Source organism: Vibrio sp. 10N, from assembly GCF_036245475.1.
Lineage (GTDB): Bacteria > Pseudomonadota > Gammaproteobacteria > Enterobacterales > Vibrionaceae > Vibrio.
Window position 1 is genome coordinate 2,914,582 of record NZ_BTPM01000001.1, and the last position, 16,107, is coordinate 2,930,688.

General features: G+C 48.9%; 10 protein-coding genes. 1 reads left to right on the forward strand and 9 read right to left on the reverse strand.

What is annotated here, in order from left to right; all coding sequences use genetic code 11:
- Window positions 1-7: 7 nt before the first annotated feature.
- The gene (gene rapA / locus AAA946_RS13575) at window positions 8-2,917 is read right to left on the reverse strand and encodes an RNA polymerase-associated protein RapA (protein WP_338165318.1); all 2,910 of its coding nucleotides are present in this window, start codon (window positions 2,915-2,917) and stop codon (window positions 8-10) included.
- Window positions 2,918-3,502: 585 nt separating this feature from the next.
- Between rapA and AAA946_RS13580 the strand changes: the two genes are divergently transcribed.
- Window positions 3,503-4,879, forward strand: a complete 1,377-nt coding sequence (locus tag AAA946_RS13580; protein ID WP_338165319.1) for a PhoH family protein — start codon at window positions 3,503-3,505, stop codon at window positions 4,877-4,879.
- Window positions 4,880-5,034: 155 nt separating this feature from the next.
- On the opposite strand, the gene tldD is transcribed toward AAA946_RS13580, so the two are convergent.
- From tldD to AAA946_RS13620, 8 genes are all read right to left on the reverse strand, one after another.
- Window positions 5,035-6,474, reverse strand: a complete 1,440-nt coding sequence (gene tldD / locus AAA946_RS13585; protein WP_338165320.1) for a metalloprotease TldD — start codon at window positions 6,472-6,474, stop codon at window positions 5,035-5,037.
- Window positions 6,475-6,499: 25 nt separating this feature from the next.
- A complete protein-coding gene (locus tag AAA946_RS13590) occupies window positions 6,500-7,324 on the reverse strand; it encodes a carbon-nitrogen hydrolase family protein (protein ID WP_338165321.1) in 825 nt (274 codons plus the stop codon).
- Window positions 7,325-7,331: 7 nt separating this feature from the next.
- The gene (locus AAA946_RS13595; protein ID WP_338165322.1) at window positions 7,332-11,225 is read right to left on the reverse strand and encodes a YhdP family protein; all 3,894 of its coding nucleotides are present in this window, start codon (window positions 11,223-11,225) and stop codon (window positions 7,332-7,334) included.
- Window positions 11,226-11,235: 10 nt separating this feature from the next.
- Window positions 11,236-12,705 (reverse strand): ribonuclease G, encoded by a 1,470-nt coding sequence (gene rng / locus AAA946_RS13600; RefSeq protein ID WP_338165323.1) that lies wholly within the window; start codon window positions 12,703-12,705, stop codon window positions 11,236-11,238.
- An 18-nt stretch (window positions 12,706-12,723) separates the two neighbouring features.
- Window positions 12,724-13,308 carry a Maf family protein gene (locus tag AAA946_RS13605; protein WP_338165324.1) on the reverse strand — a complete coding sequence of 195 codons (585 nt, stop codon included), beginning with the start codon at window positions 13,306-13,308 and terminating at the stop codon, window positions 12,724-12,726.
- Window positions 13,298-13,786 carry a rod shape-determining protein MreD gene (gene mreD / locus AAA946_RS13610; protein ID WP_042496399.1) on the reverse strand — a complete coding sequence of 163 codons (489 nt, stop codon included), beginning with the start codon at window positions 13,784-13,786 and terminating at the stop codon, window positions 13,298-13,300. The genes AAA946_RS13605 and mreD overlap by 11 nt, the downstream gene beginning before the upstream one ends.
- A gap of 17 nt (window positions 13,787-13,803) precedes the next feature.
- Window positions 13,804-14,667 carry a rod shape-determining protein MreC gene (mreC, locus tag AAA946_RS13615; RefSeq protein WP_338165325.1) on the reverse strand — a complete coding sequence of 288 codons (864 nt, stop codon included), beginning with the start codon at window positions 14,665-14,667 and terminating at the stop codon, window positions 13,804-13,806.
- Between the two features lie 61 nt (window positions 14,668-14,728).
- A complete protein-coding gene (locus AAA946_RS13620; protein WP_042473407.1) occupies window positions 14,729-15,772 on the reverse strand; it encodes a rod shape-determining protein in 1,044 nt (347 codons plus the stop codon).
- Window positions 15,773-16,107: the final 335 nt, after the last annotated feature.

Genomic DNA, 16,107 nt, shown 5'->3' on the forward strand with positions numbered 1-16,107 from the left:
GACACGCTTAGTTGTGGCTGACCACAATCAAGCGTAGCGAATCGAGCTGCACTTGAGCTTTGTTGATGTAACCATCAAGCTCAGCGATTTGCGATTCAATCGCCTCAATCTCTTCATCACGGATATTCGGATTGACCGCTTTCAGCGCTTGCAGACGCTCAAGTTCACCATTCAGACTCGAATACATCGCTTTATACGCGTCTTCACGAACTGCAGTCAGCTTCTCTTCTACTGCGCCGTTACCCGCTTCAATCAGGCGATAAACATCCGCTTGAACTGAGGTCACCAGCTTGCTTGCAAGGTGGCGGTTTACCGGGCTAAGTTGACGGTTGAAACCTTCAAACTCTACCTGTGAAGAAAGATCGTTACCACGGCCGTCCATCATCATGCGAATTGGTGTTGGGGGGAGGAAACGGCTAATGCCACTTTGCTTGGGTGCTTGCGCATCCACAACGTAGACCAGCTCAAGCAAAATCGTACCGACAGGCAGCGCTTTGTTCTTCAGCAGCGACACAGCACAAGTACCGACACCTTCGCTCATCACCAAGTCGATACCGCCTTGGATCATTGGGTGCTCCCAACTGATAAAGTGCATATCTTCGCGAGACAGCGCGGTATCACGATCAAACGTGATGGTAGCCCCTTCGTATGGAAGCCCTGGATAGCTTGGCACCATCATGTGTTCAGATGGCGTCACCACAAGAGCGTTTTCACCTTTGTCGTCTTGATTAAGACCAATGGTGTCAAATAGGCTCAGTGCAAACGTTACTAGGTTCGTGTCGCCGTCAGTGGCCGAGATCTTCTCAACGATCTGTTGCGCCGCGTCACCACCATTAGAGTGCATCTCCAGCAGACGGTCGCGACCTTGCTCTAGCTCGCGCTTTAGCTCTTGGTTGTACTGACGAGAGCCTTCAATCACATCATCAAGCTCGCTAGTATCACCACTGGCTAGCATGTTAATAATGCTCTCTTCGTAGCGGTCATACACCATACGGCCCGTTGGGCAAGTCTCTGCAAACGCGTTGAGGCCTTCATTGAACCAGCGCGCTAGAATACCTTGTGACGTGCCTTCTAGATAAGGAACGTGCACATCGATATCGCGTTTTTGACCAATACGATCCAAACGGCCGATACGCTGCTCTAGAAGATCTGGGTTAAACGGAAGATCGAACATCACTAATTGGTTAGCAAACTGGAAGTTACGACCTTCAGAACCAATCTCACTACAGATCAGAACCTGAGCACCGCCCTCTTCTTGTGCAAAGTAAGCTGCCGCTTTATCACGCTCTAGAATAGACATGCCTTCGTGGAATACCGTGGCGCGAATGCCTTCACGCTCACGCAGTGCTTGCTCAAGTTGCAAAGCTGTACTGGCGCGAGACGCAATCACTAGAACTTTTTCGCTGCGTTTGGCGGTGATTTTCTCAATCAGCCAGTTTACGCGCGAGTCGAACTGCCACCAACTAGAGTCTTCACCTTCAAACTCTTGGAAGATCTCTTCTGGGTACAGCATCTTCATAGCGCGCGCTTCAGGCGTCATCTTGCCGCCAATCATGCCAGACACGCGCATTGAGGTGGTGTACTGTTGCGGAATAGGCATCGGTACCAAGTTCACATTGCGTGTTGGGAAACCTTTGATGGCGGCGCGAGTGTTTCTAAACAATACGCGACCTGTACCGTGGCGATCCATCAGGTTGTCGATAAGCTCTTGGCGCGCTGTCGCCTTCTCTTCATCGCTCGTGTTGCTCTCAAGCACATTGAACAGCGGCTCAACATCTTGCTCAGACAACAGCTCAGTAATTTGGTTTTTGGCATCATCGGCCAACGCTTGACCAGAGAATAGCGCCGTTACCGCGTCGGCAACCGGAGCGTACTGCTCTTCTTCTTTAACAAACGCTTCATAATCAAAGAAGCGATCGGCATCAAGAAGGCGCAAACGAGCGAAGTGGCTTTCACGACCTAACTGCTCAGGGGTTGCGGTAAGCAAAAGGACACCCGGTGTCTTTTCCGCTAACGCTTCCACAACTTGATATTGACGACTTGGCTTATCTTGGCTCCACTCTAAGTGGTGCGCTTCATCGACCACCAATAAATCCCATTCACCTTCTAGCGCTTGCTCAAAGCGCTTACGGCTTTTGCGTAGAAAATCGAGTGAACACAATACGAACTGCTGGGTATCAAACGGGTTTTCCGCTTCTGCGTACGCCTCAATGCAACGCTCTTCATCAAAAATAGAGAAATGCAGATTAAAGCGGCGCATCATTTCGACTAACCACTGGTGCTGTAGAGTTTCTGGTACCACAATCAACACACGTTGGGCACGACCTGATAACACCTGTTGATGGATGATCATACCCGCTTCAATGGTTTTACCGAGACCAACTTCATCAGCAAGCAATACGCGAGGCGCATAACGGCGACCCACTTCGTGGGCGATAAATAGCTGATGCGGGATCAAGCCAGCACGCATTCCACACAAACCACGCATTGGGCTCTTGTGTTGCTCGTATTGGTTGCTCAGCGCACGGTAACGCAGAACAAAGTTGTCCATACGATCGATCTGACCGGCGAACAGTTTGTCTTGTGGCTTATTAAATCGAATTTGATGGCTGAGGAAGATCTCACGTAGGGCAACATTTGCCTCTTCGGTGTCTTGACGTGTACCGACGTAAGTGAAGATACCTTGGTCTTCGATCACTTCTTCCACTTCGAGTGACCAACCCTCTTGGCACTCAATGACATCACCGACATTAAACGTAACTCGGGTGACAGGCGCATCGCTACGTGCATAAACGCGATTCTCTTCCGATGCTGCAAACATAAGTGATACTGTTCTCGCATCCAGTGCGACGACCGTACCCAAACCTAAATCACTTTCCGTATCGCTAATCCAGCGCTGCCCTAAAGCAAATGTCATAGAGAGACTACCTCAAATTCGTGTCGATTTTTTGTTATTTCAGCGGTAACGCAGCCAGTCAACTGATGACAAACTGTGCTCAATACTCCGCCCAAATAATAGTAGGTGATAGTGCAAAATTTGCTCACACCATCCCCTAGATGAAAGGTCGCTAATCTTACTTGAAGGCGTGATACAGGTCACGCCAATTACAAGGAAAAGCTAAGATTTTTTTGCATTGTCGTGGTTGACATCAAACTGCAAAAAAACAGTGTCATTTCTGAGACCGAAAGTGACTTTTTTCACTTATACTCAAAGTGTAAACGTTAATGACATGTGACTACTCGCTAAGCTTTGATGGTCACCTCTCTCATTAGCCTTACAGGGAATCAGGTTCAATTCGATTCAGCATCAATTGAACGCATCACGGTTGACTCACTAAGATAGGACATCAGAGCCAGCGTAGATCCCCAGCATTACTTGAATAGGCAAATTAGCTCAGACGAGCGAAATGGCTAGAGCAAGCAAATGTGGACAGACAGTCTGACTCGATCCCCATCTGAGTTAACCGCAAAGGACTAGCGCCAGTTGCGGCAAGGAGACTCTATGGGCGATACCGACCGTAAAATTTTCGTTCTCGACACCAACATTCTTCTCCACGAACCTCACGCCATTTTTTCTTTCAAAGAACACGACGTGGTCATTCCAATGACCGTTCTCGAAGAGCTCGACCGAATTAAAGACAGCAAACGAGATGTCGCCCGTGACGCGCGCGTCGCCATTCGTGCGCTTGAAGATATCTTTAAGGATGCGACACCCGATGAAATTTCTGAAGGGATTCATTTCTCTAGTAATTTAGACGCGACAGGCACCATCTCCATCTTGGCCGATTATGTACTGCAAGAAACGGTCAAAGCATTTGCCGACAAAGAGGGGGATAACCGGATCCTCAATGCCGTGCTCTACTTGCAAAACAAACGTTCACCACGCGACGTCGTGCTAGTCACCAAAGATATTAATATGCGATTGCGTGCCAAAGGCGCTGGTGTGCGCTTTGTTGAGGATTACCGAACAGATCAACTGATCGATGACGTTCAGTATCTCACCAAGGGCTTTCAAAAATCACAAGGTGCATTTTGGGAAAACATCGATGAGGTCGAAACGAAGACCCTAGCCAGTAAGACTTATCACACCTTTGATCGACAAGCGATTGACCCAACCTTCATCAATCAATATTTGATTGATGAATCCAGTGACTTTGCAGGCCGGGTGGCCGATATTGACGGCGAAAAGGTGACTATCCGTGACCTAAGCCAAGAGCGTATGCTGTGTCGCCAAGCCTGGGATATTCGCCCGAAAAATATCTATCAAGGCATGGCCATGGATGCCCTGCTCGACCCAGATATTGATTTGGTGATCCTTACGGGGGCTGCGGGTAGTGGTAAAACCTTACTCGCGATGGCCGCGGCACTGGAAATGACCATCGAGCGTAGCATGTTCGATAAGATCATCGTGACCCGAAATACACCGGACATCGGTGAGTCGATAGGCTTCTTGCCTGGTACGGAAGAAGAGAAGATGATGCCTTGGCTAGCGGCGATCACCGATACCCTTGAAGCGCTGCACAAGAACGATCACTGCACTGAAGGATCGCTGAAGTACATTTGCGATAAAGCTAACATTCAGTTCAAGTCGATTAACTTTATGCGCGGCCGCTCGATTCAAAATGCGTTTGTGCTGCTTGATGAGTGCCAAAACCTAACCGCATCGCAAATAAAAACCATCATTACACGCTGTGGTGAAGGCACCAAGATTGTTTGCTCTGGTAACTTAGCGCAGATTGACTCGCCTTACCTAACGCCGGTGACGTCTGGACTGACTTACATGGTTGAGCGCTTTAAGAACTTTGGCGGTAGCGCCAATATTCACCTCAATGGTGTGGTGAGAAGTCGACTGGCGGAGTTTGCTGAGGAGAACTTGTGAGCCGATAGTAGGATAATAATTCTTCGTCATCCCCTTGAAAAAGGGGATCTCTTCCAGCGAATGACGCGCTGTGGGAGATCCTCGCTTTCGCGAGGATGACGATATGTCAAATGACGAGCTATCGAATGTCAGTAATTGTGGTAGAACGAAGAAAGTTAGTCCGTGCCACCCACGGTTAAGGCATCCAGCTTCAAGCTTGGCTGACCTACGCCGACTGGCACGCTTTGTCCTGCTTTACCACACACACCCACACCGCGGTCAATCGCTAGATCATTACCGACCATGGAGACTTGCTGCATCGCTTCAATACCCGAACCGATTAGCGTTGCACCTTTTACAGGAGCGGTGATCTTACCATCCTCAATCAAGTACGCTTCTGAAGCTGAGAACACAAACTTACCCGAGGTGATGTCCACCTGACCACCACCAAAGTTTGGCGCATATAGGCCTTTCTTCACCGTTGAGATGATCTCTTCAGGAGAGTGCTCACCTGGCAGCATGTAAGTGTTGGTCATACGCGGCATGGGTAAGTGAGCATAAGACTCACGACGCGCGTTGCCCGTTGGGTTCACCCCCATAAGACGCGCATTAAGCTTGTCCTGTAGGTAGCCTTTCAATACACCGTTTTCGATCAGGGTATTGTATTGACCATGTACACCTTCATCATCGACGTTAAGTGAGCCGCGCAAATCTTGCAGCGTGCCGTCATCAACAATGGTACAAAGGTCTGAAGTCACTCGCTCGCCAACCTTGCCAGAGAAGACTGAGGACTCTTTACGGTTAAAGTCACCTTCCAAACCGTGACCTACTGCTTCATGCAGTAGTACACCTGGCCAACCCGCACCGAGTACCACGGGCATCATACCCGCAGGTGCGTCAATCGCTTCAAGGTTAACCAGCGCTTGGCGAATTGCTTCGTCAGCGTAGTTGTAAGCCACTTGCTGGCCTTCTTCAGTCGATAAGAAGAAGTCGTAACCGTAACGACCGCCACCACCGGCACTGCCGCGCTCGCGACGCTCGCCTTTTTGAGCCAGCACACTGATCGACAAACGAACCAATGGACGTACATCCCCTGCGAAGGTGCCATCGGTAGCAGCAACCAACATCTGCTCATACACGCCGCTGAGACTCACCGACACTTCTTTCACCAATGGCTCTTTAGTACGGATATAAGCATCCAACTGTTTGAGCAATTCGGTCTTTTGTTGTTTTTCCCAGCTTTCAAGCGGGTTGACCGCTGCGTAATACGCCTGGTTGTCACTGCGTGTCAGTGCTTTCACTTGAGCACTTTGACCTTGCTGTGCAATACCACGTGCAGCTACCGCACTCTGCTTTAAGCCTTCTAACGTGATTTGATCTGAGTAAGCAAAGCCTGTTTTTTCTCCAGTCACCGCTCGAACACCGACACCACGGTCGATGTTAAATGAACCATCTTTAATGATGCTATCTTCGAGCACCAAAGATTCATGCCAGCTAGACTGAAAATAAATATCTGCATAGTCAATTTGGCGAGTCGCAATGCTAGCCAACGTGGCTTCAATATCTTGTTCAGATAGACCCGTTGGGCCTAGTAGCGCGTCTTCTATGCGTTCCATATTCGAATGCTCTTAGTAAATATAATTAGTGGAGATGTTGCTCGAAGCGGATATGTTTAGCGACAGGCATACTTTGCCTTACCTCTTCAACCACATCAAAATTCAATTCGGCAGTGATGGTGCCCGCTTGCTGCTCTAGTTGACCTTGGATTTCCCCCCACGGCGATATCACCATTGAGTGTCCCCAGGTTTCTCGCCCGCATGGGTGAGTACCGCATTGGTTGGCAGCGACGATCCAGCACTGATTTTCAATGGCCCTGGCACGCAGCAGCACTTCCCAGTGTGCTTTACCCGTGACGGCGGTAAAAGCCGCTGGCACCACAATCACGTTGGCACCTTGCGCTCTTAGCGCACAATACAGATGCGGAAAGCGCAAATCATAACAGATAGACAACCCTATCGCGCCAAAATCTGTCGGCACCATGGCAATATTGCCACCGGCTTTAAAGGTCTCTGACTCACGGTAATTCTTATGCGCATCATTCACATCAACGTCAAACATATGCAGCTTGTCGTAATGATTCATACGCTGGCCATTACTATCGAAGACCAGCGTGGTGGTCGACACTTCACTCTCTGACACTCGAATAGGGAAACTGCCAATAATCAGGTTAATACCGTGACGCTTAGCCAGTTGGGCAAGTTTACTTTGATACTCCCCCTGCCCTAAGTACTCCGCATGTTGATGGTAGTCTTGGCGATGACCAAACACTAACGCGTTCTCTGGCGTCAAAATCCAGCGCATGCCCTTCTCCGCCAAAAACGCCACCTTTTGCTGAATGTGCTCAAAGTTACGTTGCGGATCGGGGCCCGAGGTCATTTGTATGATTCCAAAGCGTTCCTTGCTCATAGACGATTTATTTCTCCTGCTTAAGATCCTCTGGCAGCGTATATTCCCCTTTGCTGCGGGATATCTCGCTGACTGTTGGTGAGTCGAGTGGCCCTTTTACTGAGTAATTCACTTGAGTCACGACCTCAACCACGGGTGAGATCACGGTAGTCACGGCCAGCACCACCAATGCTGTTTGCGGCGTCACCGCAAAAGCGGTAATGATAGGAATGCCAGAGGTCATATCTGGAGTAAAGCTCACCTCAGCATCCACGGTTTGTTTAGATAAATCGGCTAAGCCTTTAATTCTCATATCACCAGCCACCGCGTCCATTTTTATGTCGTTGGTGACAAACACGCCATCACGCACTCGGCCGCTACCCGTGATTGAGTTAAAAGCCATGCCTTTATCAAACACGTCCGAGAAATCGAGCTGCATCTTACGAATGATTGAGTCAAGACTAAACAAGCCGAGCAATCGAGCCGCGCCACTCACGTCGGAGATCACCCCTTTACCAAGCTTGGTATTCATATCACCGTTAACAGTATCGAGGCGCATTGACCATGGCGCACCATCCCAATCGAGCTTAGCTTTCATCTCAAACGGGGCACGTTGGATACCCGTTGTGATCCCAAAGCGCTCCATCAGGTCACTGTTGTTTTCGCCTTTCACCGCGAAATTCACCTGGGTTTTATTTTGCTCACCGGACACCATCCAGTTGCCGTCGATGTCAATGTGGTTCGCACCACTGGAAAGCTGGAGCTTATTCCATACGAGTTTGTTACCTTGTCGTGATACATCCATATCAACCTTGCCTACTTTGTACCCTTGGAACCAAAAGTTATCGATGGTCAACAAGGTATCAGGCAAGGCGCTGAATAAGGTGCGTTCAAAGTCCGTCACTAACGGGGCGTCAGGGTTTTCCTGAGTGATGATTGACTCATCTTTCTCGGCAATCTTATCCAATGCTGGGACATAAATATGAAGACGACTTAACGCCACGTGCAATTCATTATTATCACTGTAGCTCGCTTCACCCTTCGCCTCTTGGCTATCAAGCGCAAACTGCCAGCCACCTTTCTTATATCTAGCATCGAAATTGACATCATGCCATTCAATTCCACCTAATATCAGTTCTTTAGCTTCGACACTGGCGCGTTTTGGCAATGGCAATTCAGGCTTTGGCAAGTCGTCAAGTACCGCTTTGTTCTCGCTTGGTGGCTCCTCAAACACTTCACTCCATTTATCGAAATCTATGGTATCCGAGCGTACCTGGAAGTGATGGCCAACGATCGGGCTGATTTTAAAACCGCCCTCACCGAGTACTAGATTGGTCGCTTTAAGTACCGGCACTGACTGGGTGATGTCGATTTCAGTTTGATACTTCACCGACGGCAACTGCAGGCGAGCCGTAATATTTTCCTGATTTCCAGACGCTTGCAGCCTTGCTTTCCCAGCATCGCCAAACGCCTTACTCAGCGGATAAGGATAACGGCTAGCAATGGTGGCTAAATTAGCATCTAAATCCAGTTGGTAGGTAAAGCCAACATCGTTGAGCTGGATATCGACATCCAAGTGCCAAGGCGCATGCCCTGACAAACGACTCACCACTTTGTCACCAATGTATGGCTCTAGTGGGCCGGTACTCCAGTCACCGACAGCATCAATATTTACTGCGTAACCCTTGCTGGCATTTTGCCCTTGAAAATCAAGATGAATCGGTTGATCGAGTAAGTTCGCCGCCAATCCCGTCGCCTTAACAACATCGTTATCAAACTCGATGCGTCCAGACACTTGTTCGAGTGTCATTGGCGGTGCATCAATGTCGACGTGGTTATTCCTTAACTCCGCCTGACCCCATGCTCTTGACGGCGTGTCATCACCAGAGAATGGAATATAGAGCTGAAAATCAGCATTAACATCACCGCTGACCTGAACAGCCGTGAGCGCGGCCCCTACCGAATCCACCAATGGCGATGCCGTCATGTAATCGCGTACCGCACTTCCCTGCCCCGCGGCTTTGGCTTCAATCTCGAGGTGGCCGTCACCACGCAGCTCAGGAATTCGTCCAGTAATGCGCTGACCTTTTACGTCCATCAGAGTGGCAGAGCGCGAATCGAGATACATGCTCTCATTTTGGAATAACAAATCGAGTTGCAGATCCGTCAGTGGCGGCCACTTGGTATCAAAGCTGAACTTAGCATCGCGCAAACCAACAAAGGCTTGGAACATGCCGTTATTATCACGATACGGGAAATCAGACAGTTTCCCATACCAAAGCAGCTTAGCGGTATTCACTCGACCCGCTTGAATCGCCGCCGACAGGTAATCGGTTAAACTTTGCCCCATAGCCAACGTGGGCAGATAGCGCCACACCTCACCGGCGTTGTATAAGTCAGCTTCAGCATAAAAAGATAAGAATGGACTGTCATTGCTAGGGAAATCGAGCCTGAAGGCACCGAGTACTTGCAGATCCGGCGTTGCGGCGGTGACTTTATCCGACCACAGTGACCAACCTTGCTCACCATGATTTTCCCAATGGATATCCACTAACCCTTGTTTGATATTCAAAGGAGCTTGGAATACTTCACCATAAGGAAACTTATCATCGATAACCGATACGCGTGCATAGGCGCGCTCACTATCACCTCGCAACTGACCTGATACATTCGAAAACCCCGGCAATAATCCCCATTGAGACAGCGACATCTGCTGAAGGGTGGCCGAGTACTTCAGAGACCCCGTCCCTGAGAGCTGAGAAACACGGATATCTTCAATACGACCACCTGGATTAAGCCGACTTAACCACTCGTCAAGCGTATCGTTGTTAGCCAGCGTCGCCAATGGCTTCAAACTGTTCACATCCAGCTCAGAGACATTAACTTGCCATTGATTATCACGACTCCAATCAACCGCAACGTCCAGCTCAGGCCACGTAAACTCATCAGTACGCGCTTGGACCTGGTGTACATTAAGCTGCCAACCTGACGGTGATGGTAAAAGATGCAGTACCGCTGATTCTACAATCAGGTCATGTTGCTGATTATCGCTATTCCAAGTCAGTTCAGATGGCAGCACATCCAAATAGACTTCTTTCGCTTTACTGTTATCGAGCGCCAGCCAAGCTCTTAAACTGACCGAACCTGATTCAATACCCGTTTGCTGTTTTTGCTCATCAGATAACCAAGGAGACAAAGACATCTCATCAACAGTGACATAAAAGTCCCCTGTCACACTGGTCAATGAACCGTTGTCGACAAAGTCAGCCCGCACTTCTAATGCATTGAGGTTAGCGTCTTCAATCGACACAATTCCCTGCGCCAAATGGCGACGCTTCTCGTTACGCCATTGCAGATTCTCAATATCGAGCTGTCGTGCTTCATCAGAAATAGAGGTGTAGAGAATGGTCGATTCGGTGACCGTAAATCGATCTAGCTGCGTTAGGAGTAAGTTGTCCAAACGTTGGATCAACTGCTCACCACTTTTCGCAGGTGTATTAGCGGCAGATTCAGGCTGTTTATTTTCCGCAGCTTTAAGCAGATCCACAGAGCGAACGTCCAACGTCATGCCGTTGATCACCATGTCCGCCAGCACAGGCTGCTGCTGCAGTACCGTTTGGATCAGGTCAAATTCCAGTTCAAGATTGCTCACCTCAAACCGGGTTTCCGGGCTGTCGGGAAGACCGACTGAGACCCCTTGAAGAGAAATGGATGGGTGTGTGTTACGCCAAAAGCCACGCACGTCTTTGAGCGAAACATTCAGTCCGGTCCCTTGATTTATCCAAGTGACAATTTCAGGTTGGACCTTGTTTAGCTGTGGCAGACCGACACGCAGAACTGTGACCGCGGAGGCGAGCAACACCAGCACGGTCAGTAGTAGCCAGAGAAATAGGCGTATAATTTGATTAACGCGAGGACTCACAAACTTCTCATCACATCATAACAACATCAAATTGTTCTTGGATATACAGCGGCTCAGCTTGGATACGCACTTGTTTGCCAATAAACACTTCAAGCTCAGCAAGTGCATGGGACTCATCACCCTCTAGCGCTTCGGCCACTGCAGGGGCTGCATAAACCACAAACTTGTCAGCATCGTAAGCTCGGTTCACTCGAGTGATTTCACGTAGAATCTCGTAGCAGACGGTTTCCACCGTTTTCACCGAACCTCGGCCTTCACAAGTTGGACAACCGCTACACAGAACATGTTCAATACTTTCACGAGTACGTTTACGCGTCATCTCAACCAAGCCAAGCTGGGTAAAGCCATTGATATTGGTTTTTACTCGGTCTTTCGACAGCGCCGCATCCAGCGAAACTAATACGCGCTGGCGATGCTCATCGAGCCCCATATCAATGAAGTCGATAATGATGATACCGCCCAAATTACGCAGTCTGAGCTGACGAGCAATGGCCTGAGTCGCTTCGATATTGGTATTGAAGATGGTCTCTTCAAGGTTACGACGACCAACAAAGGCGCCGGTGTTAATATCTACCGTAGTCATGGCTTCGGTTTGGTCAATAATCAGATAACCACCCGACTTGAGATCGACTTTACGCTCTAGCGAACGTTGGATTTCGTTCTCGGTGTCATACATATCAAAAATCGGCTTATCGCCTTCATAGAGTTCTAGAAGAGACTCTAGCTCAGGAACAAATTCGCTGGTGAACTCTTTTAAACTTTCGAACACTAAACGAGAGTCAACCTGAATGCGCGTGATCTCCGTACCAACGAAGTCGCGTAAGATACGATGAGCCAGACCGAGCTCGCCATACAATGTCGAACGAGTCTTGTACTTAGTGCGGCGTTCATTGATTTTTGTCCACAAACGCTTTAGAAAAGCAGCATCCTGCGCCAGCTCTTTCTCATTCGCTCCTTCAGCAGCAGTACGGATAATAAAGCCACCGTTTTCATCGCAGTAATCGGCCACCACCTGCTTTAGACGCAAACGCTCATCTTCACTTTCAATACGCTGTGAAACGCCCACATGGCTCGCACCAGGCATGAATACAAGATAACGTGAGGGAAGGGTAATATCGGTCGTCAGGCGTGCGCCTTTAGTGCCGAGCGGGTCTTTAACCACTTGCACAACAATGTCTTGGCCTTGACGTACCAATTCAGAAATATCGCGAACCTGAAACTGCTTTTTTTCGTTCTCAGCAACACATTCGGTATGAGGGACAATATCGGAAGCGTGAAGAAACGCAGCCTTTTCCAGACCAATATCCACAAAAGCCGCCTGCATCCCCGGAAGCACACGACTCACTTTGCCCTTGTAGATATTACCAACGATGCCGCGCTTGGCTTCGCGCTCAATGTGGACTTCTTGTAGAATTCCACCTTCAATCATTGCAACTCTTGTTTCACTTGGAGTTACGTTTATTAACAGCTCTGCACTCATGAGCGCACCTCAATATTTTTAATTATTTATAAATTCTTGCAAGAGCTGGTCAGTTTCATACAGCGGCAGTCCCACTACGGCGTAATAACTGCCCTCGATGCGAGTGACAAAACGCCCACCTAATCCTTGGATACCATAACTGCCAGCTTTATCTTTCGGTTCACCGCTCTGCCAATATCGTTCTATTTCTTGTTTACTGAGCGTTTTGAACCACACATCCGTGGTTACCACCACCGATGCTTGCTTTAATTTGCTTACCACGCTGACCGCCGTCAGCACTTGGTGTTTTTGCCCTGACATGCTGCTCAGCATGCGATTGGCATGGTCAAAATCGTGCGGCTTTTCCAGCACTTGACCATCGAGCACGACCACAGTGTCCGAGCCTACCACGACACTGTCTTGATGACTCAGCGCAAGGCCAGCTTGCGCTTTTTCTAACGACAAGCGCGCCACGTACTCTTCCGGCGCTTCATTGTCTTGTTGCTGCTCTTCAATATCAGGGCTAACGATAGAAAAATCGTAGCCCAATTGGGTCAATAATTCGCGGCGGCGTGGCGAGGTAGAGGCCAGTACGACCCGTGAAGACCCTTGATTATCTGACATGCCAATGCCTTCTTACTCGACGAAGCAGTAAAAACATCCATGGCCAGAGTATACAGTTAATCAAACCACTCCACAGCGACATTGGATTAAAAGTCACGTCCTGGATCAAATACTCACCGAAAAAGATGCACACTTCGAGCACCATTGAGAGCAGCGCCATAATAGTCGCTTGTTGCCACAGTGCCATGTTTCTCAGCACCAAAAAGTTAAGAGCGATAACGTAGACGACAATCGACATCATCATGCCACGAATACCTAGCGTCGAACCGACAAGCAGATCCCACACCAAACCGACAAACAAAGCCGTACCAACATTCACGCGGTGTGGTAATGCTAATACCCAGTACCCAAGCACTAAGAAAAGCCATGACGGACGGATAAAATCCAGAACCCCCGGCCAAGGAATGGTTTGCAGTACCAACGCCACCAGCAACGAGGTGCCAATCACCATATGACTGCGAAAAGAGCTGTTAGCCATAATTGTGTGTTAATCCTTTATTCTGCATTGAGAATGTCTTCTACTTCCTGCTGCTGTCTGTCATTGTTTGGCCAGATCAAAAGCAAGTAACGTAAGCGATCAAAATCGACCACAGGCTCAGCAATGATGTTGGCAAACTCACGACGATTGTCACGTTGCACCGACTTCACGTGCGCCACTGGATAACCTTCCGGATAAATACCGCCCAGACCAGAGGTCACGAGAAGATCGTCAGGCTGAATGTCGGTGCTGGTTGGAATATGCTCCAGTTGGATCTCATCGATGGAGCCATTACCCGAGCCAATAACACGGATATCATTACGGATCACCTGTACTGGGATCGCGCTGTTGGCATCAGTTAGCAACATAATACGGCTATTGTGCGCGCCAACAAACGTAACCTGACCGACAATGCCATTTTCGTTGATCACTGGCTGGCCTTCGTAAACACCATCAATACGACCTTTATCGATCACCACTTGGTGACGATATGGCGACGTATCCACAGCCATCACTTCCGTGACGACTTTTTTCTCATCTCTGACAAAAGATGAGCCAAGTAGCTCACGAAAACGCTGGTTCTCTTCACGATATTGATCGAGCAAGATAAGGTCGCTTTTCAGGCGCAACACTTCACGTTTGAGATTGATATTTTGCTCCGCCAAACCTTGACGGGTATTAAGACGCTCATACACCCCATCAAACATGCTGCGCGGTAAATTAGCGGCATATTGAATAGGCGCGACGGCACTGTTCAGCAAATAGCGGAAATTGGAGAATGTGTCTAAACGACTATCAGCCAGCATTAAGCCGGCTGATAGAGTTACAGCAAGAAATAACCGAAGTTGTAAGGACGGACCCCGACCAAATATTGGTTTCATGTACTCATAACCTTGATGCGGACTCTAGTTTCAGTACCACACCAAAACTAGAGAGAAACCATTATTCTTCAGTAAATAGATCGCCACCGTGCATGTCGATCATCTCAAGCGCTTTACCGCCACCACGAGCCACACACGTCAGTGGATCTTCAGCGATAACAACAGGAATGCCTGTTTCTTCAGTAAGTAGACGGTCTAGGTCGCGAAGTAGTGCACCACCACCCGTCAGTACCATGCCGTTTTCTGAAATGTCAGATGCAAGCTCTGGCGGACACTGCTCTAGCGCAACCATTACTGCCGATACGATACCCGTTAGCGGCTCTTGAAGCGCTTCTAGGATCTCGTTTGAGTTTAGGCTAAAGCTACGTGGCACACCTTCAGCAAGGTTACGACCGCGAACTTCGATCTCTTCAACCGTGTCACCAGGGTACGCAGAACCGATTTCGTGTTTGATCTTCTCAGCCGTTGCTTCACCGATCAAGCTGCCGTAGTTACGACGTACGTAGTTGATGATCGCTTCATCAAAACGGTCACCACCAATACGGACTGACGATGAGTAAACCACACCGTTTAGTGAAATCACCGCTACTTCTGTGGTACCGCCGCCGATATCAACCACCATAGAACCAGTTGGTTCTGACACGCGTAGGCCAGCACCAATGGCTGCCGCCATCGGCTCATCAATTAGGTAGACTTCACGAGCACCCGCGCCCAGCGCAGACTCACGAATGGCACGACGCTCAACTTGGGTAGAACCACAAGGCACACACACGAGTACGCGCGGGCTTGGCTTCAATACGCTGTTGTCGTGAACTTGCTTAATGAAGTGCTGAAGCATTTTCTCAGTCACGTAGAAATCAGCAATCACGCCGTCTTTCATTGGACGAATGGCAGAAATGTTACCAGGTGTACGACCTAGCATCTGTTTCGCTGCATGACCGACGGCCGCAACGCTTTTGGCAGAACCCGCACGGTCTTGGCGGATAGCTACAACAGAAGGCTCGTCTAGGACGATACCCTGTCCTTTTACATAAATCAGTGTGTTGGCAGTACCTAAATCAATCGATAGGTCGTTAGAAAACATGCCACGCAGTTTTTTAAACATATTCTTCGCTCGTCCTGCAAGAATTAGAAGACAAAAATTGCACTAAATGTACCAATGCCGCGCCATCACAGCAAGGCATTGAAGCAGAAACATTGGAGGAAACCCCCATTTTCTTACAGTTTCCTTACTTAACGCAAAAAATTCACAGGATTTATTGGCAATCCACAATCACAACGGTGTAACCAATGGTGGAATCAGCATTGAATTTGCTTCGTAGTACATTCTCAGCGACCTCATCCCCCCTCGAATGCGAACCCACACATAAAAACAATCAATAACAGAAATGCTAGTGATAATTTCCCCATCAGGATCTGGTATCCTATGCATACTTTTGC

Coding starts and splice junctions, on each gene's coding strand:
- AAA946_RS13605 (WP_338165324.1), bottom strand. CDS start 13,308: ATGTCAGATAATCAAGGGTCTTCACGGGTCGTACTGGCCTCTACCTCG.
- rng (WP_338165323.1), bottom strand. CDS start 12,705: ATGAGTGCAGAGCTGTTAATAAACGTAACTCCAAGTGAAACAAGAGTT.
- mreC (WP_338165325.1), bottom strand. CDS start 14,667: ATGAAACCAATATTTGGTCGGGGTCCGTCCTTACAACTTCGGTTATTT.
- mreD (WP_042496399.1), bottom strand. CDS start 13,786: ATGGCTAACAGCTCTTTTCGCAGTCATATGGTGATTGGCACCTCGTTG.
- rapA (WP_338165318.1), bottom strand. CDS start 2,917: ATGACATTTGCTTTAGGGCAGCGCTGGATTAGCGATACGGAAAGTGAT.
- AAA946_RS13580 (WP_338165319.1), top strand. CDS start 3,503: ATGGGCGATACCGACCGTAAAATTTTCGTTCTCGACACCAACATTCTT.
- AAA946_RS13590 (WP_338165321.1), bottom strand. CDS start 7,324: ATGAGCAAGGAACGCTTTGGAATCATACAAATGACCTCGGGCCCCGAT.
- tldD (WP_338165320.1), bottom strand. CDS start 6,474: ATGGAACGCATAGAAGACGCGCTACTAGGCCCAACGGGTCTATCTGAA.
- AAA946_RS13620 (WP_042473407.1), bottom strand. CDS start 15,772: ATGTTTAAAAAACTGCGTGGCATGTTTTCTAACGACCTATCGATTGAT.